At 63.6% G+C, this 25246-nt stretch carries 16 protein-coding genes and 1 tRNA gene; 5 read left to right on the forward strand and 12 right to left on the reverse strand.

Going from position 1 to position 25246, the window contains the following annotated elements; all coding sequences use genetic code 11:
* Positions 1-468: 468 nt before the first annotated feature.
* The gene (gene ribB / locus GRAN_RS13665; protein WP_128914195.1) at positions 469-1620 is read left to right on the forward strand and encodes a 3,4-dihydroxy-2-butanone-4-phosphate synthase; all 1152 of its coding nucleotides are present in this window, start codon (positions 469-471) and stop codon (positions 1618-1620) included.
* On the opposite strand, the gene GRAN_RS26715 is transcribed toward ribB, so the two are convergent.
* Positions 1598-8281: a choice-of-anchor D domain-containing protein gene (locus GRAN_RS26715; RefSeq protein ID WP_161570972.1), complete on the reverse strand. Its 6684-nt coding sequence runs from the start codon at positions 8279-8281 to the stop codon at positions 1598-1600. The genes ribB and GRAN_RS26715 overlap by 23 nt on opposite strands.
* A 72-nt stretch (positions 8282-8353) precedes the next feature.
* The gene (locus GRAN_RS13675; protein WP_128913572.1) at positions 8354-9019 is read right to left on the reverse strand and encodes an HAD family hydrolase; all 666 of its coding nucleotides are present in this window, start codon (positions 9017-9019) and stop codon (positions 8354-8356) included.
* Between the two features lie 44 nt (positions 9020-9063).
* Between GRAN_RS13675 and GRAN_RS13680 the strand changes: the two genes are divergently transcribed.
* Positions 9064-10200, forward strand: coding sequence for a pyridoxal phosphate-dependent aminotransferase (locus GRAN_RS13680; protein ID WP_192898017.1), 1137 nt, complete (start codon positions 9064-9066; stop codon positions 10198-10200).
* Positions 10201-10345: 145 nt separating this feature from the next.
* On the opposite strand, the gene GRAN_RS13685 is transcribed toward GRAN_RS13680, so the two are convergent.
* The 5 genes from GRAN_RS13685 to GRAN_RS13705 all read right to left on the reverse strand — a co-directional run bounded on the left by GRAN_RS13685 (position 10346) and on the right by GRAN_RS13705 (position 13966).
* Complete coding sequence (locus GRAN_RS13685; protein WP_128913574.1) at positions 10346-10981, reverse strand: MBL fold metallo-hydrolase; 636 nt, start codon at positions 10979-10981, stop codon at positions 10346-10348.
* A gap of 82 nt (positions 10982-11063) precedes the next feature.
* On the reverse strand, positions 11064-11357 hold the full coding sequence (secG, locus tag GRAN_RS13690; protein ID WP_128913575.1) for a preprotein translocase subunit SecG: 294 nt from the start codon (positions 11355-11357) through the stop codon (positions 11064-11066).
* A gap of 61 nt (positions 11358-11418) precedes the next feature.
* A tRNA-Leu gene (locus GRAN_RS13695) sits at positions 11419-11503 on the reverse strand.
* Positions 11504-11624: 121 nt separating this feature from the next.
* Complete coding sequence (locus GRAN_RS13700; protein WP_161570973.1) at positions 11625-12077, reverse strand: DUF2147 domain-containing protein; 453 nt, start codon at positions 12075-12077, stop codon at positions 11625-11627.
* A 38-nt stretch (positions 12078-12115) separates the two neighbouring features.
* Positions 12116-13966, reverse strand: a complete 1851-nt coding sequence (locus GRAN_RS13705) for an APC family permease (protein ID WP_241654576.1) — start codon at positions 13964-13966, stop codon at positions 12116-12118.
* Positions 13967-14145: 179 nt separating this feature from the next.
* On the opposite strand from GRAN_RS13705, the gene GRAN_RS13710 reads away from it, so the two are divergent.
* Positions 14146-14940: a uroporphyrinogen-III synthase gene (locus tag GRAN_RS13710; protein WP_128913578.1), complete on the forward strand. Its 795-nt coding sequence runs from the start codon at positions 14146-14148 to the stop codon at positions 14938-14940.
* Here the strand turns inward: GRAN_RS13710 and ligD are convergent.
* The 5 genes from ligD to GRAN_RS13735 all read right to left on the reverse strand — a co-directional run bounded on the left by ligD (position 14912) and on the right by GRAN_RS13735 (position 22245).
* Positions 14912-17647: a DNA ligase D gene (gene ligD, locus GRAN_RS13715; protein WP_128913579.1), complete on the reverse strand. Its 2736-nt coding sequence runs from the start codon at positions 17645-17647 to the stop codon at positions 14912-14914. The genes GRAN_RS13710 and ligD overlap by 29 nt on opposite strands.
* Positions 17648-17649: 2 nt before the next feature.
* Positions 17650-18639, reverse strand: a complete 990-nt coding sequence (gene ku, locus GRAN_RS13720) for a non-homologous end joining protein Ku (protein WP_128913580.1) — start codon at positions 18637-18639, stop codon at positions 17650-17652.
* A 111-nt stretch (positions 18640-18750) separates the two neighbouring features.
* The gene (locus GRAN_RS13725; RefSeq protein ID WP_128913581.1) at positions 18751-19695 is read right to left on the reverse strand and encodes a class I SAM-dependent methyltransferase; all 945 of its coding nucleotides are present in this window, start codon (positions 19693-19695) and stop codon (positions 18751-18753) included.
* 69 nt (positions 19696-19764) lie between these two features.
* Positions 19765-21363 carry a malate synthase A gene (gene aceB / locus GRAN_RS13730; RefSeq protein WP_128913582.1) on the reverse strand — a complete coding sequence of 533 codons (1599 nt, stop codon included), beginning with the start codon at positions 21361-21363 and terminating at the stop codon, positions 19765-19767.
* Between the two features lie 81 nt (positions 21364-21444).
* Complete coding sequence (locus tag GRAN_RS13735) at positions 21445-22245, reverse strand: 2-keto-4-pentenoate hydratase (protein ID WP_128913583.1); 801 nt, start codon at positions 22243-22245, stop codon at positions 21445-21447.
* Positions 22246-22299: 54 nt separating this feature from the next.
* On the opposite strand from GRAN_RS13735, the gene GRAN_RS13740 reads away from it, so the two are divergent.
* Together GRAN_RS13740 and ftsA are read left to right on the forward strand one after the other, a co-directional pair.
* Complete coding sequence (locus tag GRAN_RS13740) at positions 22300-23781, forward strand: cell division protein FtsQ/DivIB (protein WP_241654578.1); 1482 nt, start codon at positions 22300-22302, stop codon at positions 23779-23781.
* A 124-nt stretch (positions 23782-23905) separates the two neighbouring features.
* Complete coding sequence (ftsA, locus tag GRAN_RS13745) at positions 23906-25114, forward strand: cell division protein FtsA (RefSeq protein WP_128913584.1); 1209 nt, start codon at positions 23906-23908, stop codon at positions 25112-25114.
* Positions 25115-25246 lie beyond the last annotated feature (132 nt).

Consider the following 25246-nt stretch of genomic DNA (forward strand, 5'->3'; position numbering starts at 1 on the left):
ATTGTCAAAGAAAAAAGGGCTGCCTTTGGGCAGCCCTTTTTTGTTCTTCCAGGGGGTATACCCCCCCTCCCCATAGCCCGCGTCCAAGTGATTTCTTTTCTTTGACTTACAGGGAACATGCCGCTGTAAATATAAGATAGGAAAGAGGTTGCGGCTAAATATTAGATATCAAACAAGTTAGCCTCGTATGTCAAATAAAAAGAGGCCCATGACGGGCCTTTTTTCTTCTTTGCTTTCAGTGTATCAAGCTGGCCGAAACTAAATGGACAACGACTTTTCCTTTTTGAATGTTGGAGTTACGGCATTCAGGGGCTTGACATGCGTTTTTGCTGAGGAAAATGACGAAAGAAAGTTATGGCACGCGCTCCAGGAGGTCCGAACGAGGATGCGATGGCGATGCGGATCGAGGGCGAAGACTATGATTGGAATGTTCAACGATGGCCGAATGGCCCAGGGAGTGGGTTGATTATGTTCGCTGATGTGACTGAGGCGGTTGCGGAGATCAAGGCCGGGCGAATGGTAGTGGTCGTCGATGACGAGGACCGGGAGAATGAAGGGGATCTGACCCTGGCGGCGGAGTTTGTGACACCCGAGGCGGTGAACTTCATGGCACGGTTTGGGCGTGGGTTGATCTGCCTGACTCTGACAGAGGAGCGAGCCGACTATCTCCGGCTGGGGCCGATGACGCAGGAGAATACGTCGCGGTTTGGAACGGCGTTCACGGAGAGCGTGGAGGCTCGGGAAGGGGTGACGACGGGGATTTCGGCGGCGGACAGGGCGCATACGATGCGGGTAGCGATCGACCCGGGGTCGACGGCGCATGACCTGGCCCGACCTGGGCACGTGTTTCCGCTGCGGGCGCGGAAGGGTGGGGTGCTGGTGAGGGCGGGGCAGACGGAGGCATCGGTGGACCTGGCGCGGATGGCGGGGCTGATTCCAGCGGGGGTGATCTGCGAGATTATGAACGAGGATGGCACGATGGCCCGGGTGCCGGATCTCGTCGGGTTCTGCGCGGAACATGGGCTGAAGATGGTGACGGTCGCTGATTTGATCCGGTATCGGCTGCAGCATGAGCGTTTGATACGGGCGGTGGCGGAGGGTGTGCTGCCTACGGAGCACGGGGAGTTTCGGATGATCGCGTATGCGAGCGAGGTGGATGAGGGCGAGTCGCACGTAGCGCTGGTGTATGGCGATGTGGCGGGGGACGAGGTGGCGACGGTAAGGGTGCATACGCATAACCTGGCAGCCGACGTGTTTGGGACGACGCTTGGGAATGGGCATGCCGTGATCGATGAATCGCTGCGCAGGATTGCGGAGGCTGGCCGGGGAGCATTGATTTATCTGCATAACGGCACGCCGGGGTTCGGGATCGATAAGGGAGCCGGCCTGATCGGCGGGCGGGAGAAGATCGTGGTTTGTTCCGAGAATCGGGGTGGGGAACAGAGGACGCTACGCCAGGTTGGGCTGGGAGGGCAGATCTTGTCGGATCTGGGCATTCACAAGATCCGGCTGCTGACGAATACGGTGACGCATGTGCCTGCGCTCCAGGGGTTCGGGATTGAGATTGTGGAGCAGGTGTTGGTGGGATCGGGTTCAGCTAAGGCCTCGTCTGGGCGGTGATGATGAGGCTGGCGGTGACCGTCTGGGTGATCGGCGTGCCGGTGGTGGATGTGGCGGTGACGGTGAAGAGGTAAGAGCCGGGGACGGCGTAGCGGAGGTTGGGTTCGGGGCCTCCGCCACAGGATGACAAGAGGAGAAGGGCCAGCGTGGCGAAGATGGCGCGGGGGCGGGGGCGCGTCTTTTTGCGGAAGAGAAGGAGGAGGGGCAGGAGGTAGGCGGCGTTGAGGTTGGTGAGGGTGGTGAGGGTGAGGGCGGCGGTTTGGGGTGCGCCGGCAAGGGTAAGGGATGTGGGGGCGATGGCGCAGGTGACGTTAGGGGTTGGGGCTGCGGGGGCGCAGGCGAGGGTGACGGGTCCGGTGAAACCGTTGATGGGTGTGGCGGTGAGGGCGTAGGTGGCGGTGGCTCCCTGGGTGACGGTGGCGATGGCGGATTGAGAGTTTTCTATGGTGAGGGTGAAGCTGGGGGTGCCCGGGGTGGCGTTGGTGCCGGTTCCGGTGAGGGGGATCGTTGTGCCGTTGACGACGAGGGTGCCGGGGCGGGTGCCTGACGCGGTGGGAGTGAAGGTGATGGTGGGAGTGCAGACCTGGGCTGGAGCGAGGGTGGCGGGGCAGGGGCTGGAGGAGTAGTCGCCGGTAGTGGCGAGGGTGAGTGAGATGGGCACGGTGGCGTTATTGGCGAGGGTGACAGGTAGGTTGGCGGAGGAGCCGATGGGGACGGAGCCGAAGTTCAGAGAGGACGGGCTGATCTGGAGCTGGGGTTGAATGCCAGTGCCGGAGAGGGGAATCGAAACGATTGGGGCGGAGGTAAAAAGGACCACTACACCAAGGCGGGCGGCGGTGGCGGTCGGGGTGAAGGTGACCTGGATGGTGCAGGTGGCGGCTGGTGCGAGGCTGGAGCAGGAGTTGGTCTGGGTGTAGTCGCCGCCGGGGGCGATGTTAAGAAAGGTGACGGAGACCTGGCCGGTGTTGGTGACGGTGAGGGTTTGAGTGGAAGAAGAGCCGACCTGGATGAAGCCAAATTGGAGAGTGGTGGGGGTGACCTGGATTTGAGGCTGGGGCGGGGCGGTTGTGGTCGTGCCTATGCCGGTGAGGGAGACGGTAAGGGGCGAGGCGGTCGAGGTTGAGATGCTGAGGGTTCCGGGGCGGGGGCCGGTGGTGGTGGGGGTGAAGGTGAGCTGGAAGGTGCAGGTGTCTCCTGCGGGCAGGGTAGTGTTGGGGGAAGGGCAGTTGTTGGTCTGGGTGTAGTCGCCGGTGAGGTTTGCGGTGTAGAAGGTGACGGGTACGATGCCGGGGTTGGTGATGGTGACGGACTGGGTTGAGGGGGTGCCGACCTGAATCGATCCGAAATCCAGAGCGGTGGGGGTGATCTGGAGCCGGGGCTGGGTTCCTGCATCCGCGCCTATGCCGGTGAGGGTGACCGTGATGGGGCTGGTGGAGGCGGAGGTGGCTACGGTGAGGGTTCCGGGGCGCGTGCCGGTGGCGGCTGGGGTGAAGGCGATCTCCACAGCGCAGGAGGCCCCTGGGGAGAGAGTGCCGTTGGGGGCTGGGCAGGTGGTTATCCGGGTGTAGTCGCCGGTGAGGGTTATGGCGGCGAAGGTGATGGGGATTTCGCCGGTGTTGGTGACGGTGACGCTTTTGGTGGAGGACGCGCCGACCTGGATGGAGCCAAAGTCGAGGGTGGTGGGGTTGATCTCGATCTGGGGTTGCGTGAGTGTCCCTGTGCCGGTGAGGGTGACCGTCAGGGGGAGGGTTGAGGCTGAGGTGGAGACGCTCAGGACGCCGGGACGGGGGCCGGCGGCGGTGGGGGTGAAGGTGACCTGGATGGTGCAGGTGGAGTTAGTGGGAAGGGTGGCGTTGGGGGCGGGGCAATCGCTGGTCTGGGCGTAGTCGCCGGTGAGTGTGATGGCGGTGAAGGTGACGGGAACGAGACCGTTGTTGGTGACGGTGACGGTTTGGGTGGAGGGAGTGCCGACGAGGATGGTGCCGAAATCGACAGAAAGCGGGGCCAGGAGAAGGGACGGAGCGGAGGCTATTCCGTAGAGGGTGAGGACGTCAAGGGAGATGCCGGAGTCGGTGGCGACTTCGAGGGCGGCGGTGCGGGGTCCGTTGGCTTGCGGGATGAAGGTGAGGGAGATGGTGCAGGTGGCGGCGGGAGCGATGGGCTGGGAGCAGGTGGTGGTGACGGGGAACTCGGGGGTGGTAGTGAGGGTGCCGAGGTGAAGGGTGGTGTTTCCGGTGTTGGTGAGGGTGACAGTTTGGGGCGGGGAGATTTCTCCGACGGCGGTGGTAAAGAAGGTGAGGGAGCCCTGGGTGAGGGTATAGCTCGACAGGACTGGGGTTTGGGAGAGATTGCCGAACGAGATGGGAGAGGCTCGGCCGGTGAGGGGAATGAGGTTTGGGCTGGAGACGGCGTCGCTTTCGATGATGAGGGAGCCGATGTCCTGGGAGGGTGGGCCGACGGGGGAGCCGGTTGGAATTTGATTGATGGGGGCGTAGGTGAGGGTGATGTTGCAGGTTTGGGTTGGGCCGAGGGGCGGGCCGCAGGTGGTGGTGGAAAGGAATGGAGGCTGGCTGGTGATGCGGCGGATGGAGATGGGCTGAGTCGTGGATTGATTGGTGAGGGTGAGGGTAGTGGTGGCGGTTTGGCCGGAGTTGAGCTGGCCGAAGTCTATGAGGCCGGTGCCGGACGAGATGGGGCTTGTGACAGCGAGGATGGAGTCGTCGGGCGCTTGGCCGTAGGACTGGAGGTAGGCGAGGGTGGTGCTGGGTGAGGAGCCGTCGGTGGGGGTGGCGGTGGCGAAGAGGGTTCCGGTGGGGTCGCCGGTGGTGAGGGGGATCGAATCGACGTTGAAGGTGCAGGAGGCGTTGGGGGTGAGAGTGGCGCAGGGGTTCGCGTCGGTGACGGCGAACTGGGCGGGGACGGTGAGGGCTACGGAGACCGTTTTGGAGGTGAGGTTGTTGAGGGTGATGGTGCGAGTGCCGGCGAGGGCGCCGGTGGGGGCGGGGCCGAAATCTATCTGGGCGGGGAGAAGCTGGAGGCCGGCATTTTGGCTGGTGTAGGCGCCGGTGAGAGGGATGGTGTAAGTGCTGGAGCCGGCGGGGATCTGGAGGGCGGCGGTTGCTTCGGCGTTCGATGGGATGTAGGTGACGGTGACGGTGCAGGTTGCGGTGGGGGCGAGAGTGGCGCAGGTGGTGGTTGCGGTGAAGTTTGCGGTGGATGTTGTGGGAACGCCGATGGTGAGGGCGTTCGCGCTGGTGTTGGTGAGGGTGAGGAGTTGCCGGGTTGCGGTGGGGCCGGGGACGTTCTGGAAGGTGAGGGCGGTTGGGTTGAGGGAGAGGCCGGGGTCCGGCGAGCCGGTGCCGGTGAGGGAGACGGCGGTGGTCGCGGTGGGGGACTGGAAGGTGAGGGTGCCGGTTGTGGCGCCGGTTGCGGTGGGTGAGAAGGCGATGTTGGTGAAGCAGGTGGAGGAGGGTGCCAGGGTTCCGGTGCAGGCTGGGCCGCCGGTGGGGGTTGGGCTGATCGAAAAGCCTGGGGCGATGGTGGGGGGGCTCAGGGTGACGGAGTCCGCGGTTAAGTTGGTGAGGGCTATGAGGGTGGGTGGGCTTGTGCTGTTGACGGGGATGGTGCCGAAGTCCTGGGTGGCGGGGGTGGCTATGAGGCCGGTGAGAGGAGTGGCGGTTCCGGTGAGGGGGACTAAGGAGGGAGAGCCGGTGGACCAGAGGGTGAGGGTGCCGGGTTGGGGGCCCGTTGTTGTGGGGGAGAAGCGGAGGCCGAGATAGCAGTTGAAGCAGGTGCTGGTGGCGGTGGAGGAGAAGGCGGATGGGGCTGGGCTGCCGTGGCCGTAGCCGGTGTCTTCGACGAGGATGGTTTGGTAGGGGGAGGCAGTTGTGGCGGTGAGGGTTTGGAAGGCGTGGGTGATCTTCAGCCACTGGACGCTGGATTCGGTGATGGGGAGGGTGCCGAAGGGGATGGCACCGTTGGTGGTTTGGAGAATGGGAGTGGCGGTGCCGGTGAGGCCGACGTAGATGGGAGCGGCTCCGGAGGTGGAGGCGATGGTGAGGAGTCCGCCGCGGGTTCCGGGGGCGGTGGGAGCGAAGGTGAGATTGACGGTGCAGGTGGCCTGGGCGGGTAACGAGGCGGGGCAGGTGGTGGTGTCGGTGAAGTCTCCGGTGACGCCGATGGTGATGGGGTAGGGGGTTGTGCCGGTGTTGGTGAGGGTGATGGGCTGGGGTGCGGAGGTGGCCGTGATGGCGATGGCGGTGGAGAAGGTGAGGGTGGTGGGGGAAGCGGTGAGGCTGGTGGTTGGATTGGAGCCGGAGGTGGGTTGGGGGAGGGTTTGGCCGGTGACGAGGACGGAGATGTTCTGGTCGAGGGTGAGGGTCGCGGCGTCGTTCGATGGGGTGTTGGGGGGAGTGTAGTCGAGCTGGATCTGGCAGACGGAGTGAGGCGGGAGGGTGGCGGGGCAGAGGTCGGTGAGTGTGAAGGGAGTGGACGTGGTGGCGGGGGTGTGGGAGATGGCGGTATCGGAGTTGTTGGAGAGATAGAGGTAGCGGGAGGTGTGTGGGGTGAGGGGGTAGCGGGTGCCGAAGTCGATGGTGGTGGAGGATGGGGTGAGGGCGGCGGACTGGGCGAAAGCGGTGAAGAGGACGTCGTGATGGCCAGAGGCGGCGACGGTCCAGTTTGCTGTGACGGGGCCGTCGGGGGTGGAGGAGTTGAGGGCCAAGGCAAAGGTGATGTGGCAGGTGGCGTCGGGAGCGAGGACTTTGTCGATGAGCAGGACTGGCGATGGGCAATCGCTGAAGGACTCGGAGAAGGGCGAGGTGGTGGATGTGCTGTCGAGGATGGAGGTGAAGGTTTGGGGGGTTGAACTGAGGTTGGTGATGGTGAGGGTGCGGAGGATGGGGGCGCTGGAGGCGGTCTGGACGCCGAAGTCGAGCTCGTGGGGGGAGAAGACGATGGGAGTGGGGGTGGGGACGACTCCGGGGAAGACGGTCTGGGTGGGAGCGTTGTCGGCGATTGCGGTTAGGACGCCGGGTCCCGGTCCGGTGAGGGACAGGGCGCACTCGGTTCCGGGGGGAAGGCTTCCAGGGCAGTTGGTGTCGAAGGTGTAGCCGGTGGTGGTGAAGTGGAGGTTGGCGGCGGCGAGGCAGCCGAGGTTGCGGAGGGTAATGTTGGGCGAGGCTCCGGTGGAGAGGGCGAGGGTTGGGGCAGCGGTGGCCGCGAGCTGGGCGAGGTAGGCTGCGGAGCCGGTGCAGAGGCTTCCCTGGCAGGTGCCGGGGGCTTGGCCGGTGTCGGCAACAGAGGATGGGAGGAGTGGCGGCTGAGGGTCGGTGAGGGAGAGGTTGTACTGCTCGGTGGCGAGGAGGTCGGAGCTTGTGGTGGGGGTGAAAGAGCCGGCGAGGTAGGGTTGGCCGATGCTGTCGAGGGCGAGGGAGGTGAGGGTAACGGGAGCTGAGCTGTTGTTTGGGTTAGTCGCGGGCAGGCCGCCGAAGCGGGCGGTCTGGTCGATGGTGGCCTGGGCGGTGATGTGAGCGACGAAGGCGGTTCCGGTCGTCGAGAGCGGCGGGATGGGGAGGAGCGGCGAGGTGAGTGTTCCGGTGGTCCATGCGGTTGAGTTTGGACCGGGGACGACGACGGATTGCGTGCCGGGGGCGAGGAGCGTGGAGGCGGTGATGGTTGAGCCATCGAGCGAGATGCGGAGCAGGGATTGATAGGGGGTGTTGACCAGGGGTGTCTGGACGGTGGCTATGGGGAATTGAGAGAGCGAGATGGCTCCGGTGAGGAGGAGGGTCTGGGTGGCCGGGTCGAGGACGATAGAGGCGATGCCGTTGCCGGGAATGTAGGTGGAAAAGGTGAGAGCATCGCCGGTGGGGGTGAGTCTGGTGAGGAACCCCGAGGCGGTAGTGGACGTGGGGATGAGCGCGGCGGCGGTTGGGAAGGCAGCGGAGGTGGTGTAGCCGGCGATGTACGCGTCATCAGAGGAGTCGGCGGCGATGGCTCCGGGGGCGGTATTTCCGTTGGCGCCGCTTAGATAGGTGGCGTAGACGAGAGTGGTGCCGTCGGAGGAGAAGCGTTCGACGAAGCCGCTCTCGGTGCTGCCCTGAGCTGGGATTGGCTGGTAGGCGCTGGGGGTGGCGGGGAGAGTTGAGGCGAAGAGGCTTCCGGTGAGGAAGGCGGCGTCGGCGGTGACGGCCAGGCCTGTCGCGGCGAGGCGGCCGCTTCCGGCGAAGGTGACAAAGGTGGTGTTCAGCCCGGGATCGAACCTGGCCAGGAAGGAGTTGGTGGAGGCGTCGGCGCGGGTGGGGAACGCGGCGTTCTGGGTTCCGGCTAGGGTGGTGGAGGTTGTGGTTCCGGCGACGTACGGGTTTCCGGCGGGGTCGAGCGCGAGGGCGAGGCCCACGTCTCCCTGCGCGCCGAGGTGTGCTTCGGCGAGGACATTGGTTGCGGTGGGGTCGGTCTTGAGGAGACGGACGCCGTCGTGCTGGTCGAGGAGGAGGTAGAGGTTGCCGGAGGCGTCGGCCTGGATGGCGTTGAACTGGCCCTGGTTGGAGGCCGTGCGAAGGCCGGCGAACGCGAGGTGTTGCGGGGCGGTCTGGGCGCACGCGCTTGCCAGGACGATCGAGAAGGCGAGGCCGACGGATCGGGATACGGTGCGGCGCATGGGGTTCATCATGGCCTTGTGGCTGCGGTGCTGCTCTGAGTGCAGCCTGCTCTCAATCCATGGAACGGTCAGTTAGGGGTGAGCGTTTATCTCCGGGTGAAGGAGGGAATCGAGGCTACGGGAGTGCATCTCCTGCTCGAAGGCGGTGTGGGTGGTGTAGCGGAGGGTCTGCATGCCGGCAGCCTGGGCAGCGGCAATGTTGTCCTCGCGATCATCGATGAAGAGGATGTTTTCGGGTGGGGTCTCGAGGCCGGTGGCGGCGTGGGCGTAGATGGCGAGGTCGGGCTTGGCGGTGCCGAGGGTGTAGGAGAAGGTGCGGTGATAGAAGCCGTTGAGCCAGGGGTGTCGTGAGAGAACCCCCTCGGTCATGGCGTCGCCGAGGTTGGAGAGGATGCCGGTGCGTATGCCGGCTTTCTGCAGGGAGAGCGCCCAGTCGATCATGGGCTGATTGGGCTGGGTCCAGAGATCGGTGTCGGCGGCGATGAGGTGATCGATCAGCTGGTCGAAGGCGAGGTCAGTGTGGTTTTCACCGGCGGCTGCAACCTGGGTCCAATACTCGCGGCCGGTGAGGGCTCCGCGGTCGTAGTCGTGGCGTGGTTCCCAGTAGGCGTGGTGGAGGGTGGTTTCGTCGTGGCCGGTGAGCGAGCGCATACGAGCCCAGGCGGAGGGGTCCGCGGGGCCGGAGAGAACCATGCCGTAATCGAAGAGGACTGCCTGGATGGGGAGAATGCTTTCCATGGATGCGCCAATTGTAGGGGATACGAGGCGGTTAGGATGTGGGGATGCGTGGGTTTTCCAAGAGGACTGGTTGGGATACGTCGGAGAGTGCGTTTGCGGGGGCGATCCGGGAGGCGCGAGCGGCGGGGCGGGACGTTTGTGACCTAACGGTGTCGAACCCTACGGTTTGTGGGTTCGATTATGACGTTGAGGGGATCCTGGGAGCGCTTGGGGATCCGGGATCGATGGTCTACGACGCGGATCCGAGGGGGATGCGATCGGCCCGGGAGGCGGTCTGCGGTTACTACCGGGATCATGGGGCTGAGGTTGGCGTCGACCAGGTGCTGATGACGACCTCGACGAGCGAGGCGTATGGGTTCCTGTTTCGGCTGCTTTGCGATGCGGGGGATGAGGTGCTGGTGGCGTCGCCGGGGTATCCGCTGTTTGATTTTCTGGCGGATCTGGAGGATGTGCGGCTCAGGACATATCCGCTTTTCCACGACTACGGGTGGTGGATCGATTTTGGGGAGCTGGAGAGGCGGATCGGGCCCCGGACGAAGGCTGTGCTTGTGGTGCATCCGGCGAATCCCACGGGGCATTGGACTTCCGCCGCAGAGAGGACGCGGCTGGAAGAGATGTGTGCGCGGTATGGGCTGGCGCTGATTGTGGATGAGGTTTTTCTGGATTATCCGGTGGGCGAGGCGGAAGACAGCTTTGCTGTTGGGCAGGCTGAGTGTTTGACGTTTGTTTTGAGTGGATTGAGTAAGGTCGCGGGGTTGCCGCAGATGAAGGTGGGGTGGGTGGTGACGCTTGGGCCCATGGCGGCTCGGGAGGAGGCGCTGCGGCGGCTGGAGGTGATTGCGGATACGTTTCTGTCGATGGGGGCTCCGGCGCAGAGGGCTTTGCCGATGTGGATGGCGAGGCGAGCGGCGATTCAGGGGCAGATTCGGGGGCGGGTTCAGGAGAATCTTGGGGTGCTGGCTGGGTCGGGGTTGGGGTATCTGCCGGTTGCTGCGGGGTGGAGCGGGGTCTTGCTTTTGCCGGGAAAGCTGGGGGGCGCGGAGGAGATTTTCGCGGAGCTTGGGGTGGTGGTGCATCCGGGGAGCTTCTATGGGCTGGAGGGAGCGGGGCGGGTGGTGGTGAGTTTGATTGGTGGGGCTGAGGAGTTTAGGAGGGGAGTGGGGTTGCTGGGGCGGGCTTAGGACTATCGGCTGGGCGGTATGGGATCCCACCTTAGGCGCGTTGCGCCGAAGGTGGGGCACCCGGGTTTCTTTTTTGGGGGGAGAGGGTTAGTACCTTTTGAGGTGCCGGTAAGGTTCTGGTTTTGAGAGTGGCGGTAGGTTGTTGTTATGGCTTGGCTTGGAGGAACGGGTTCGACTCTCGCTCGGCTCCGATGGAGGTGGAGGGGCCGTGGCCGGGGATGACGCGGGTGGCGTCGGGGAGGATGAGGAGGCGGTCGTGGATGGAGGTGATTAGGGTGCGGGCGTCGCCGCCGGGCAGGTCGGTGCGGCCTACGGAGCCGGCGAAGAGGGTGTCTCCGGCGAGGAGAAGGTTTTCTGCGGGGAGGTGGAGACAGATGCTTCCGGGAGTGTGGCCGGGGGTGTGGATGACGGTTCCGGTTAGGCCGGCGATGGAGACGGTGCGGTTGTCGGCGAGGTGGTCGTCGGGTGGGAGGACTTCAGGGGTCTCGATTCCCAGCCAGCCGGCCTGGATGTCCATCATCTCGACGAGTGGGAGGTCCAGCTGGTTGTAGAAGATGGGAGCTCCGGTGAGGCGCTTGAGTTGCTGGGCCCCGGCGATGTGGTCGATGTGGGCGTGGGTGATGACGATCTGCTTCAGGGTAAGGCTGTGACGGGCGAGGATGGCGAGGATGCGGGGGATGTCGTCGCCGGGGTCGATGACCATGGCTTCGCGTGTAGTCTCGTCGCCGAGGATGGAGCAGTTGCACTGGAGAGGGCCGACTGGGAGGATTTGGTGGATCATGATCGTTTCCTGCTTTCGGGTGCGGCGAGCATGAAAAATGCGCAAGCCGTTTGGCCTGCGCATGGGGTTGCTGAACGGTTGACTACTTCTTGGCCGGGGTCGTCTGGGTGGTCTTCGTGCCCTGGAGGACCGAATGGTCGCCGCCGGAGCGGGAGAGCAGGATGGTGAGGCCGATGGAGGTCAGCATGAAGACGATGGCGGAGTAGGTGGTGAGCTTGGTGAGGAGATTCGAGGCTCCGCGCGGGCCGAAGGCAGTCTGGGAACCCTGTCCGCCGAAGGCGCCGGCGAGATCGGCCGACTTGCCCGTCTGGAGAAGGACAACTCCAATGAGGAAGAGGCAGACAACGATGTGGATGAAGACGAGAAAGTAGACCATCGGGGAAGCTCGATACCTCTTGTGGCTCAACCCCTTGGGGCGATGGCCTGAAATGTTGGATTGGTGCGGAGGAGGGGACTTGAACCCCTATGCCTTGCGGCGCTAGCACCTCAAGCTAGTGCGTCTGCCAATTTCGCCACCTCCGCTCGGAGTCGCCTGCACTTGTTATGGTGCAGGGCAATGACGAACAAATGCTCAATCCGAAGATGAGTATAGCATTTCCGAGGTTCGATTTTGGGTAAGCGGGTTGAGGATTTCCAGAGGTATTCAGCTACAAGGCGGGGGAGTGGCGGTGCGGGTCCAGGTTTCGGTGCGACCGAGGGTGGGGACGCCGATGTAGCCTCGGAGCTTGAGTGTGTCGCCCTTGCTCTCCATCTTGGCGCTGTAGGTCTTGCCGGACATGGGGTCGTAGATCTGGCCGCCGGACGCGGTGGTTGGGCTGTCGGGTTTGAAGCCGTCGCCAATCCTGAGGCCGCAGAGCGGGCGATCGCGGAGGGTGGCATCGGGGTTCATGGCGTCGGTGGTGCCGGGAGCGGTGGGGCTTACCCTGGCTACGGTAAAGCAGAGTTGCCTGGCGTCATTGGCGCACGTGGACACGGTGACGACATCGCCGGAGAGGGTGAGCCAGCTTCCAACGACGCCCTCTGGCGCAGCCCAGGCGGCCGTTGACGATGCGACGATGAGCAAGAGCACGAAGGCTATGAATCGATTTCTCTTCATGTTGTTCATGACCTCTGTTTGAACTCGTTTGTTGCTGCTCAACTTACATGAATGACGGGAAGGTGATCCGGATCCTTTACGGCTCGGCGTAGAACCTCGTGCGTGAGGGGAGCGGCGTCGCCCTCGCCGAGGAAGACGAAGCGGAAGGCATTGGCGACTGGATTGCCGTCCTTCCACTTGAAGTACGCGTGGGGGACGTTCCCGGTGCGCCTCTCGAGTTCGATGAGAAGGGCGGCGATGGAGTTGGCGACAACCGGGCTGCGGGCCTTGAGAATCTTGTTGTTGCCGAGGCGCTCGCCGTCGACGACGAGAGTGCAGTCGAATTCGGAGGCGTCTCCCTTTTCGACCTCGAAGAAGTAGACGGACTCCCTGGGATCGAGACCGTAGCGCTTGCGGACCGCGCGCTCGATGCGGTCGAGGTCTGCCGCGGTTTCGTTCTGGGGTCTGCGGGCGATGACGCGGATGACCTGGTCTTCGTCCTCGGCGAGCATGTCGAGGGCGCCTTCGGAGAGGTCGACGGACATGATGCGGAGTTCCGTGGAGCGCATGGCGCGGGAGACGAGAGAGACGGAGATCATGGTCAGGATGAAGAAGGACGCGATCTTCAGGCCTTCAGGGCGTTCCCAGATATTAAGGGCGGTGGTGTAAATGAAGATCGCCGTGATGAGCATGTAGGCATAGCGGCGTTTGCGCTTGCCGAGGGAGATGACGACGGCTACGGCGGCGGAGGTGATGAGGACGAGGACGCCGGTGGCGTAGGCTCCCCCCTGAGCGTCGACGTCGGCGTCGAACATGTACGTGACGAAGAAGGCGACGGCCATGAAGACGAGGACGAGAGGGCGCGAGGCGAGGGCCCACTCGGGCGCCATGCCCAGGCGTGGGAGGTAGCGTGGGATGAGGTTGAGGAGGCCGGCCATGGCGGAGGCTCCGGCGAAGGCGAGGATGAGGATGGTGCTGACGTCGTAGACCGTGCCGAAGGCGTTGCCGAGATACTGGTGGGCGAGATAGGCCATCGCGCGGCCGTTGGCGGGACCGTTTTCAGCGAAGAGCTCGGGCTTGATGAGGAGCGTGGTGACGACGCTGGTGAGCATGAGGAAGATGCTCATGATGACGGCGGCGGTCATGAGGAGCTTGCGAGTGTTGCGGATGCGCTGGCGGATGTCCGTGCCGGCGATGAGAGGCATGACGGCGACACCTGTTTCAAAGCCGGAGAGGCCGAGGGCGAGCTTGGGGAAGAGCAACAGGGAAATGCCGATCATGCCGAGGACGGTGGGGTGCTGGGCGAAGAGAGCACGCTTCCACTCGGGGATGAGATGAGGGTGGCGGAGGACTTCGCCCAGGGCTACGGTGGTCACGACGGCATTGAGGGCAAGGTAGATGCCGACCAGGACGACGGCAATGCCGATGGCTTCCTTGAAGCCGCGAAGGAAGATGGCGGAGAGGGCGGTGAGGAGGAGGAGGGTGATGAGCATCTGGCTTTGGAGCCAGTGTGGGGCGAAGGGATTGTGAACGAAGTGAGCGGCGGCATCGGCCGCCGAGAGCGTCATGGTGATGATGAAGTCGGTGGTGGCGAAACCGAGCAGGATGAGGACGAAGACCTTACCTCCCCAGCGGGGGAAAAGGCGCTCCAGCATCGCGATGCTGCCCTGGCCGTGAGGGCTGGCTCCAGCGACGCGGCGGTACAAGGGGAGAGCGGCGAAGAGGGTGACGAGGACGAGAACGAGGGTGGCGATGGGGCTGAGGAGGCCGGCGGCGAGGAAGGCGATGCCAGGCTGGTAACCGAGGGTAGAGAAGTAGTCGACACCAGTGAGGCACATGACGCGCCACCAAGTGTGGACGGATTCGGGTTCGCTGTGAACTCCCTTGGGCAGAAGGATATCTGCCAGCAACCAATCTCGTAGTCCGCTCTTCGTCACTGGGCCTCTTAGGTCGCTTCCTGGTTGTACGGCGAGACCCGTTGGGTGTCCCGGATGTTCTCGCGCTCTTCCTATTGTAGAAGTCAGCGGGCGCACAGGGTGAGATGCAGTTTTGAGCTTTATCGCTTACGGATAGACTGGGGTTCGGCCCGATGCTACCACTTGCCCATCGACGGATTGTGATTACGCGGAGCCGCCACCAGGCTTCCGAACTGGCAGCGCGGGTGGAGGCGCTGGGCGGGACAGCGATCTTGATTCCTACGATCGAACTTGTTCCGCCGGAGTCGTATGCGGGGCTGGATGCTGCTATCGGGGAAGTGGAAGGCTTTGATTGGGTGGTGTTTACAAGTGCGAATGCGGTGAAGGTTTTTGTTGAGCGCAGGAATCACCTGGGTGCGGGGTTGGAGCCTGCACGGGTTGCGGTGATTGGTGGGGCTACGGCGCGGGTTGCGCGGGATGCGGGGCTGCGAGTGGACCTGGTGCCGGAGGTTGCCGTGGCGGAGGCACTTGCGGTCGAGATGCTGCTGGTGGTGGGGGCGGGGGCGAAAGTTTTGCTGGTGAGGGCGGCGGTGGGGCGGGATTACTTGGTCAGCGCGCTGCGGGAAGCTGACGTCGAGGTGACGATTGCCGAGGCATACCGGACGGTAGCTCCGGAGGCTTCCGTGACGACGTTGCGGAAGATTTTTGGGGATGCAGGCCAGTATCCAGATGCGATTACTTTTACCAGTTCGTCGACCGCGGGAAACCTGAGGAGGCTATTGGAGGCGGCGGGAGTGGAGTTGCCGCGAGAGGTAGTGCGGGGTTCGATTGGGCCGATTACTTCGGGGACTTTGCGGGAGCTGGGGTGGGGGGTGGATCTTGAGGCTCGGGAGGCGACCTTTGCCAGTCTCGCGGAGGGATTGGCGGAGTATTTCAGCGTTAGCGAGATTTCATCCCGACGGCCTTGAGGGTGTCGGGCGTAATGCTTTGTTTCTTCACGCCGAGGGACTTCCAGGGGTCAGTGGACTCGAGGCGGCCACCCCATTCAGGGAAGGTGGCGAGGCGGAAGATGGGGCGGGTCTCGCCGCCTAGTTCGGACCAGTCGAGAGGGACGGCGATGCCGACGCCGGGACGCGCGCGGGTGCTGTAGGGGGCGACGGCGGTGGCTCCGCGCTCGTTTCGGAGGTAGTCGAGGTAGATCTTGCCGGTGCGGGCGGCTTTGGTCATCTTGGTGAGGTAAAGCCTGGGGTTCTGGCGCTCGAGGGCGTTGACGACGGCGTGGGCGAAGTCCTTGATGATGGGCCAGTCGTAGCCGGGGGTGATGGCGAGGACGACGTGGAGGCCCTTGCCGCCGGTGGTCTTGACGAAAGATTCGAGGCCGAGGGTTTGCAGGTAGGCGCAGACCTCCTGGGCGGCGGCGGTGACTGTCGGCCACGAGAGGGATTCGTCGGGGTCGAGATCGATGACGAGGCGATCGGGGTGTTCGAGGTCTTCGTTGCGGGAGCCCCAGGGATGAAGTTCGAGGACGGACATCTGGGCGAGGGAGGCTAGTTGTTCGGGCGTGTTGAGGGTGATGTAGGGCTCGGGAACGCCGGTCTTTTTGTTGGGGATGTCGACGGAGCCGAGGTTGGGGAAGGACTTGCTGGTGTGCTTCTGGAAGAAGGTTTCGCCGGAGACGCCATCGGGGGTGCGGACGAGGGTGAGGGGGCGGTCGGCGATGTGGGGGAGGATGCGGGGGGCGGCGGACCAGAAGTAATCGGCAAGCTGTTGCTTCGTGATCTTGGATTCGGGGTCGAGGATCTTGTCGGGGTGCGTGAGGCGGACTGGGGCTTTCTCGAGGGGCTTCGCGGGGAGGAGTTTGGCGGCTTTTGGTTGAGGGGCTTTGTGGGTTGCGGAGGATTTTGCGCGCTTCGGGGTGGGGGCGGAGGTTTCCCTGACGACTTCGGTTGCAGGCTTGTCTTCGCGGAGGCCGAGGAAGGCGGCCTGGCGGAGCTGATGGTCGGCGGTCCAGGTGGCGAAGCGGACCTGGGCTACGAGGGTGGGGGTGACCCAGATGGCTCCGCGACGAGCTTCGGCCGGGGTTGAGTCGAAGGCGGGTTTTTCGGAGCGGAGAGGTTCGAGCTGCTGGCGGATCTGCTTGCTGGACTTCTGGGTGAAGCCGGTTCCGCTGCGGCCGGCGTAGATGAGCTTCTTGTCGCGGTAATAGCCGAGGAGCAGGGCACCGATGCCTCCGCTTCCGTTCGAGGGGAGGGTGAAGCCTCCGATGACGAACTCCTGCTCGTGGAGGCATTTCATCTTGAGCCAGTCGCTGGCGCGGCCGCTCTGGTATTTGCCTTCGGCGCGCTTGGAGATGATGCCCTCGGCGCCGAGTTCGCAGGCTTTCTTGAACATGAGCGGGCCACCGGATTCGAGGTGCTCGGAGAGCTGGAGGTGGTCGGAGACGGCGGGGGTGAGGATGTCGACGAGGAGGGCTTTGCGGGCGCGGAGGGGCAGGGCTCGTGGGTCGCGGCCTTCGACATGGAGGAGGTCGAAGACGAAGTAGGTGAGGGGATTCTTGGCTCCGTCCTGGAAGGAGGCCTGGAGGTCGGCGAAGTTGGTAGTGCCGTCGGGAGAGAGGACGACGACTTCGCCGTCGAGGGTGAGGTCTTCGGTTGGGAGGGCGGCTACGGCGGCGGCTACCGAGGGGATGCGGGCGGTCCAGTCGAGGCCGGAGCGGGTGAGCATCTGGACCTTCGTGCCGGACTTGCGGGCCTGGATGCGGTAGCCGTCGAGTTTTAGCTCGTGGAGCCAGCCGGGGCCGTCGGGGGCGTTTTCAGATTGCTGGGCTAGCTGCGGGGTGAGGAAGGTGGGCTGGTTTTCTTTTGGGAGGGCGGCCAGGTCGAGTTTTGGTGCGGGTTGAGGGGTGGGGGCTTCGCCTTTGGAGGGTTGGCGGTACCAGGCTTTGGGGCCGGATTGCGTGTCCTTGGAGTTCCAGACGTGGTCTTCGCTGTGGGCGATCTGATCCATGGTGCGGTTGGTGACGACGGAGTCGGGCTCTTCGTCGGTGATGGATGGGCCGTCGGGACGTTCGAAGTCGTCGTGCTCCTTGATGAGGAGCCAGTTGGGTTTGCGCTCGGTCGCGGCCTTGCCGCCCATGCGGATGAGGGCCCATTTCCCCTTGATCTTGGCGCCGTGCATGATGAACTTGATCTGGCCATCGCGCAGGGCGGCGTCGACGTCGGTGTGGCCGGGCTGTGGTTCCCAGGTGCCCTGGTCCCAGACCATGACGGTGCCCCCGCCGTACTGGCCGGCGGGGATGATGCCCTCGAAGCCGCCGTATTCCATGGGATGGTCTTCGACCTGGACGGCGAGGCGCTTGTCCTTGACGTTGTAGGACGGGCCCTTGGCGCAGGCCCAGGATTTGAGGACGCCGTTCCAGCCGAGGCGGAAATCGTAGTGGAGGTGGCTGGCGGCGTGCTTCTGGATCACAAACGGCCATTGCATGGAGCGGACTTTTTCGCCGGCTTGTTGCCCGGCAGTGGAGGCCCCGGAGGGCTCGGCGGTGATGCCGAAGTCGCGCATGGAGCGGTAGCGGGCGAGCTGCTCGTCGACGGCGTCGGAAGGAGTAGCTTTGGCGACTGTCTTTGCAGCCTTCGCCGTACTGGCTTTCTTCGCGACCTTTTTCGCAGTCGTCATTGTCAGGCGGACTTGCGGCGGCTCGCAGGCTTCGTCGGCTTGGTCTCAGGCTTGTCGGCCTCCTCTGACTTGACGAGGGTGATGCCTTTCTTTGCTTCGGCCTTCGCTGGGGACTTCTTCTTTGAGGCGACGGGAGCAGGCGACTCCAATACGAGGTCGTCGGCCTTGACGCTGCTGACCGACTTGCGCAGGGCGTCCATGAGGTTGATGACCTTGCCGCGCTGCGGAGCGGGGGCTTCGTCCTTGGGGATGGGGGCGTGTTCGATCTTGGCTTCTACGAGTTCCTTTAGAGCGACTTCGTAGCCGTCGACGAACTTAGTTGGGTCAAACTTCGCGGCTTTGCGCTTGATGAGTTCCTTGGCGAGGCCGAGGGAATCCTCGTCGACGTCGGGCTTCTTGATGTCGCGGAAGTACTCTTTGGGGTCGCGGAGTTCCTGGGCGTAGCGCATGGTGTAGGCCATCATGCCGCCGAGAGAGTCGTCCTGCGTGGGGGTGAGAGCGACGACGTGCTCGCGGCCGGAGAAGGCGATCTTGGTGAGGGCGACCTTCTTCGTCTCCTTGAGAGCCTGACGGACTACGGCGAAGGCTTGTGCCTGGGCGTCGTTTTCGGGTGTGACGAAGTAGGGCTTCTCGAAGAACTCGGGGTCGATGTCGCTCTCGTCGACGAACTGGGTGATCTCCATGGTGTGCTTGGAGGGGACGCGAAGCTGCTCGAGCTCTTTGGGCTCGATGGTGATGTATTCGCCCTTGCGGTACTCGTAGCCCTTGACGATCTCGTCCTTTTCGACAACGGCGGCGGGGGACTCGCTTTCCTCGGACGGATTGTCCACCGCGGAGGCGAGAACCTTCTGGTGGCGGACACGTTCGCCGGTCTTGCGGGAGATCTGATGGAAGCGGATTTCGCTCTTGGCTTCGGTCGCGACGTAGAGCTTGACGCCGAATTGAACGAGCGAGATCTGGATTTGACCGGTCCAGTACGGGCGTATCGCCATTTCTTGGCCTCACGGAGTGCTGTGATTTTGATTCCTAACTATAAGGCCAAGATGTCTTTACTGGTTGGTACATAGGCTCTTCTTGGTACATAGGCCAGGGATTACAGCGATCTAGTTAGCTTCCCGTGGCTGGTCCGCTGCTACGAGGACAAGTTCTCCGAGGCGGTTCGCGAAGGGAACGTGTTCCAGAAGGCGTGAGAGGCCGACTGTGGGCAGGCGCAGGGTGCGGGACATGGGGAAGTAGATCTGGATGGGCCGCGCGTGAACTTTCTTGAAATACGGCTTGACCTCGGCGGCTGCTTCCGAGAGATCGAAGGCGTAGCGGTAGATGCCGCCGGGGGTGTAGTGCTCGGACTTCTTCTGGCCGGAGAGGGCGTGGCGGATTCCCTGCAGATGACCGCTGTAGACGAAGCGTCCGCGCGGCTGGAGGGCGGTCTGCGCGAGACGATAGAGGGCGTCTCGATGCCTGCGCGTGGGGAGGTTCGAGGTGAGCGTGGAAAAGACGTAGTCGAACTTGCGGGTCGCCGTCTTGATTGTGGTGACGTCGCCGAGGACCAGGCCTACGTTTTTTGTTCCCTGTGGTAAGCGGCGCTGCAGGATTCGGAGTAAGCCAATGGAAAAGTCGACGGCAAGTACGTTTGCACGGCCGGCAAGGACTGTCGTGTAGCGGCCCTCGCCGCAGCCTACTTCGAGGATCGTCTGGGAGATGGTGAGGGGCAGGGCTTCGAGTGTCGGGGACATCTCCATCTCGTGATGGGCGCGCTGATCCGGCGTATCCATGGCGTCGAAGGTGAACTGGCTTTCATTCCGCTGGCGCTGTTCGTTGACGCTTTCCTCGTCGAGAGAGGATTGGTCGAGCAGATTGAGGATGCCGTTGTCGATGTGAAAGGTTGCGCCGCACGCGCAGCATACGACCTCGCCGCAGTGGACCCAAGCGTCCTGGGCGGACGTTGGAGTGTATCCCTCCGATAGATTCAGTTCCGCGCCGTCGTAAAGGCACCGCGTGAACGAGATGAGTTTCTTCGGGAAACCGGGGACACGCTGTTCTTCAGTCATGGTTTCTTTTGGACGAGGATCAACCTGCTCGCCGTTCAGATATCCCCTATCGGCAAAAGCTGGACCGCGCTACAGCCCCTCGGCGAAGACCTGATCGTAGGCCGGAAGGGTGAGGAAGGTGGTGAACTTCCGGCTGGCGATGAGGTCGCGCATAAGGTCGGCGGCCTGCAGATAGGCCTGAAAGCGGGTGTCGTCAACCTTGGGGCGGGTGAGGGCTAGTTCGTCTTCGATGACCTGTTCGACGAGTTCGGTGGTGACGGGTAGGCCGTCGTCCATGACGGCATGGTGGTGGACCCACTGCCAAAGCTGGGCGCGGCTGATCTCGGCCGTCGCGGCGTCTTCCATGAGGTTGAAGAGGGGGACGCAGCCGATGCCTCGGAGCCATGCTTCGACGTAGCCGAGGCCTACTGCTACGTTCTGGCGGACGCCTGCTTCTGAGATTGTGCCTTCGGGGATGCGGAGGAGGTCTTCGGCGGTGCAGGTGTATTCGGGGAGTTGTTTCGAGATCTGGTTGGGCTGGGGCATGACGCGGTCGAAGACTTCGAGGGCGATGGGGACGAGGCCAGGGTGGGCGACCCAGGTGCCGTCGTGGCCATCGGTTGCCTCGCGTTCCTTGTCGGCGCGGACCTGGGTGAGGGCGCGTTCGTTGGCTTCGAGGTCGGACTTGATGGGAATGAATGCGGACATGCCACCCATGGCGGGTGCCTTGCGGTGGTGGCAGGTCTTGATGGCGAGCCTGGAGTAGCTGCGCATGAAGTGGGTGGTCATGGTGACCTGGCCGCGGTCCGGCAGGAGGATGCTGGTGTCGGCGGCGAATTTTTTAATGAAGGAGAAGATGTAGTCCCAGCGTCCGCAGTTGAGGCCGGCGGAGTGGTCCCGGAGTTCGTAGAGGATCTCGTCCATCTCGAAGGTGGCGAGGATGGTCTCGATGAGGACGGTGGCTTTGATGCTGCCCTTGGGTAGGTCGAGGGCGGCCTCGGCTACGGTGAAGACGTCGTTCCAGAGACGAGCTTCGAGGTGCGACTCCATCTTGGGGAGATAGAAGTAGGGGCCGGAGCCTCGGTGGAGGAGCTCTTTCGCGTTGTGGAAGAGATAGAGGCCGAAGTCGAAGAGGCCGCCGGACATGGGGACGCCGTCGACGAGGAGGTGGCGCTCTTCGAGATGCCAGCCACGGGCGCGGACGAAGAGGACGGCTACCTGGTCGTTCAGCTTGTAGGATTTTTTCGTTTTGGGGTCTTCATACGTGATGGTGCGGCGGACGGCGTCGCGGAGGTTGAGTTGGCCTTCGAGGACGTTGTCCCAGGTCGGGGTGGTGGAGTCTTCGAAGTCGGCCATGAAGACTTTCGCGCCGCAGTTGAGGGCGTTGATGATCATCTTGCGGTCGACGGGGCCGGTGATCTCGACGCGGCGGTCGAGGAGGTCGGCGGGGAGCGGGGCGATGTGCCAGTCGGCGTCGCGGATGTGCCTGGTTTCGGGGAGGAAGTCGGGCTTTTCGCCGGCGTCGAGGCGGGCCTGGCGAGTGTCGCGGGCGGCGAGGAGTTCAAGGCGGCGGGCGTTGAAGGTGCGATGCAGGTTCGCGAGGAAGGCGATCGCTTCGGGCGTGAGAACCTCGGCGTGACGGAGCGAGAGCGGGGTCGAGAAGGTGATGCCTTCCGGGTACTCGGACATGCGTGAGACCTTTCTTATGCTGCGGCTTACGGGGAAGACGGCCCATCCTGCTTTTGCAACAGAGGGATCCACATCGTGCGGCTAGTCTTCGACGGAGTAGCGCAAGGTGACGCGGCCAGCGGTGTGGAAGCGAACGTCGACGCTGGATTGTCCCATGGCGAGGGTGTTGCCGGTCCAGGAGCCGGTGGTGATCCATTGGCCGGCATAGAGGCCCCGGGTACGGATGGCGCCTTCGTTGGCGAGCCAGGGGAGCAGCTTGACGAAGTCGCCGGAGGTGTTGGATCCGGTTCGCTCGACGCGGATGCTTCCGTCGACGGCGAGGGCCACCGTTTCCTGAGTCCAGTCGATGGACTGCCATTCGGGGACGGGTGCGCCGTAGACGAGGCCGCCGTGCATCTGCAGGTCGGCGAGCATGGACATGCGATCGGCCTTCATGGGATCGAGCAGGCCGGACTCGAGGACCTCGATGACTGGATGGCAGGAGGCGACGGCGGCGAGGACCTCTTCGCGGGTGTAGGGTGTGTCGGAGCGGGGCGGGAGGTCGGCTCCGAGGAGGAAGGCGATCTCGGCTTCGAGACCGCGATAACGCCACTGCGAGCCGGAGAGTAAGGCTCCGGAGGGGGCAATCCAGACTTTGGGCAAGGGGGCGTAGGCGGGCGTGGCCTCGGGATTGGGCGCGCCGATCTTCCAGCCGCCGATGCCGTCTTCCGGCGTGGTGTAGGCCTGGGCGATGAGGCCCTGGACGAAATAGACCTCGTCCATGGTGGTGGGGCGAAGCTCGACGGGAAGGTCGTCGATGAGGACGCCGGTGCGGCGTGCGTCAAGCAGGATGTTCGAGGTTTCGATCAACTGGGCTTCGCGTGGTCCGGTGGGTTCGATCATGGGGTGTCGCTCCTGGATATTGTGATGCGCCGGAGTCAGTGTCGCCGATGGGGGTTGGTTCTGTCTCGTCTCCAGGACCGCGACGGGCTGAATGCGCTTTTGGGTGAGTTCCTGTGTGGGTACCCCCTGCCGGTGGCGCTTCGAATGGATCGGCGTCGAGGCTATAGTGAGGGAGATACGGGCCAGGTTGCGGCAGGGTGTGGGTTCGCGGCGGGCGTGCGAAGTCAGGAAGAGTCGATTATGGCCATGCAGGCGATCAGAGAAGAACGGTATGCGGACTCGGAGACGGGCAGGGCGGGGCAGCGGATCGGCACCGTTCCGGAACGGAAGCTGCGCCGTGCCTATGGAGAGAGTGCGACCGGTGGCAGCGAGGTTCCGGGTCTCAGCAAGACGCGGCGTTCGGGATTCGGGTCGGGGTTCCGGCTGACATTTCGACGGGGAGCCGTTCCGAAGACGACGCGGGGGCGGGTGCTGGCGGGGGTGGCGCTGGTTGCGGGGCTCGGTTTGGTGGCGACTGCCGCGTACGAGACCCAGAAGTTTTTGCTGCATGATGAGCGATTTGTCATTCCGGCGTCTTCGTCGATCCAGATCGAGGGGAACAGCCACCTGACGCGGGCGCAGTTGTTGAGCGTGTTCGGCGAGGATGTGGAACGGAACGTTTTCAATATCTCGTTGGCGGATCGGCGGGAAGAACTCGAACGTCTGCCGTGGGTGGCGCATGCGACGGTGATGCGCCTTCTGCCGAATCGGCTGCGGGTGTCGATCGTGGAGCGTACGCCGGTGGCGTTTGTGCGGCAGGGAAGCCAGATCGGGCTGGTGGATAAGAACGGTGTGCTTCTGGATATGGTCGGCGATTCGGCTTCGGATGCGGCCGACTCGAAGGATTTTGGGAAGCGGTATTCGTTTCCTGTCGTGACGGGGATCAGCGCCGACGAGCCGCTTTCAGTGCGGGCGGCGCGGATGAAAATCTTCGAGAGGTTCACCGGGGATCTGGACAGCACGAATGAGAACATCTCAGCGAGATTGAGCGAGGTGGATCTTTCGAATCCGGAGGATGTGAAGGCGCTCATTCCAGACCAGGCGACGGAGATCATGGTTCATTTTGGGGAAACGGACTTCCTGCAGCGGTACCGGAAGTTCGAGGAGCAGTTGCCGGGGTGGAGAACGCAGTATCCGAAGCTTGCCTCGGCCGATATGCGCTATGAGCGGCAGGTCGTGCTCGAGATGCAGCAGGGGGCGGCGATTCCGGTGGCCGGCGGGTCGGGCGAGGTCGGTCCGGCCGCGCATCTGAAGGCTCCCGCGAAGGCGGTGGCTCATCCTGTTACCGCTCATCCTGTTACCGCTCATCCTGTTACCGTTCATCCTGTTACCGTTCATCCTGTTACCGTTCATCCTGTTACCGTTCATCCTGTTACCGTTCATCCTGTTACCGTTCATCCTGTTACCGTTCATCCTGTTACCGTTCATCCTGCCGTGGCAAAGGCGAAGAGTGTTTTTGGGTCGCCGCACTTTCCGGATGCGAAGACGGGGCGGTAATGGGTGGTGGTTCAGGCGGGGCGGCTGGTCCTTTCCGGGATGACGGCCTGATGCGGAGACAGAAGCGGGGACGTCAGCTTATCGTAATCGTGCATGATGATGCAGAGACGTAGCAGTGGGGACGATGAATCAGAAGCCTGAAAACCTGATTACGGTGCTGGATGCGGGGAATGCGAAGAGCTGCGTGCTGGTGGCCGAGGTCGCCGACGGTGTGCTGCGGTATCGCGGGCATGGCATCGAGGTGTCGCGTGGGATGCGCAAGGGGCTGATCGCGGAGCTTGGGCCGGCGGCTGAGGCGATCAACCGGGCGGCGCTAACGGCGGAGCGGCTGGCACGGGCGGGGATCGAGTCGTGCGTTGTCGGGATTGGCGGGGCGCATGTGAAGGGGATCAACAGCCGGGGCGGCATTTCGATGGGAAGCCGGATGCGCGAGATTACGCGCGAGGAGGTTCGGGCGGCGGTTGACCGGGCGCGTTCGATTGCACTGCCGCCGGACCGGGAGGTACTTCATCTTCTGCCGCAGGAGTTCATCCTCGACGACCAGGCGGGGATTCACGATCCGGTGGGGATGGTGGGGAACAAGCTTGAGGTGAATCTGCATCTTTCTACCTGCTCGGGTGGGGTGGCGCAGAGCGTGATTACGTGCGCGAACCGGGCAGGGCTCGAGGTGACGGATACGGTGTATGAGGGGATCGCGTCGGCGGAGGCTGTACTTTCAGCCGACGAGCGTGAGCTTGGGGTGTGCGTCGCGGATATTGGGGCTAGTACGACCGAGCTGGCTGTGTTCTTTGAGGGGTCGATCGCGCACACGGCTGTCATTCCACTTGGCGGGGATCACTTCACGAACGACCTTGCGGTCGGACTGCATGTGACGGTCGAAGAAGCGGAAGAGTTGAAGAAGGTGTACGGAAACTGCGTGGTGACGTCCGTGCCGCAGTTGAACGAGATCGAGATCGGGCGAGAGCAGCCGAGGCTGGTGCGGCAGAGGTTTCTGGCCGAGATTCTGGAGCCGAGGGCGCGGGAGCTGTTCACGATGCTGCGCGACAACCTGCGGCAGGGTGGGGTGCTGGAGGCGCTTGGGGCTGGATGCGTCCTGACTGGCGGGGGGGCGCGGATGGTGGGGTTGCAGGATAACGCGGAGAGCCTGCTGCGCGTGCCGGTGCGGATCGGGTTGCCGGTGCCGATGTCGAGGATGCCGGCGGAGCTGGCGGGGCCGGAGTTCGCGACGGCGGTTGGGATGCTGCTCTATACCCATCGGACGCAGATCCGGCGGGCGCACGAGACGCAGGGGTTCCGGGCCAAGCTGCGTGGGATCTTTGCGGGAAATGCCTAGGTCGTCGAATCGGGACTGATTCCAGGAAACGATGCGTCTCTTTGTCCTGGATGGAGCATCCAGGTTATAGGTACGGGCTCGGGCATTAGACTTTAGTTGTAGAGCAACGGTCTGACAGGCTGAAATGAAGCT

Source organism: Granulicella sibirica (genome assembly GCF_004115155.1).
GTDB classification, from domain to species: domain Bacteria; phylum Acidobacteriota; class Terriglobia; order Terriglobales; family Acidobacteriaceae; genus Edaphobacter; species Edaphobacter sibiricus.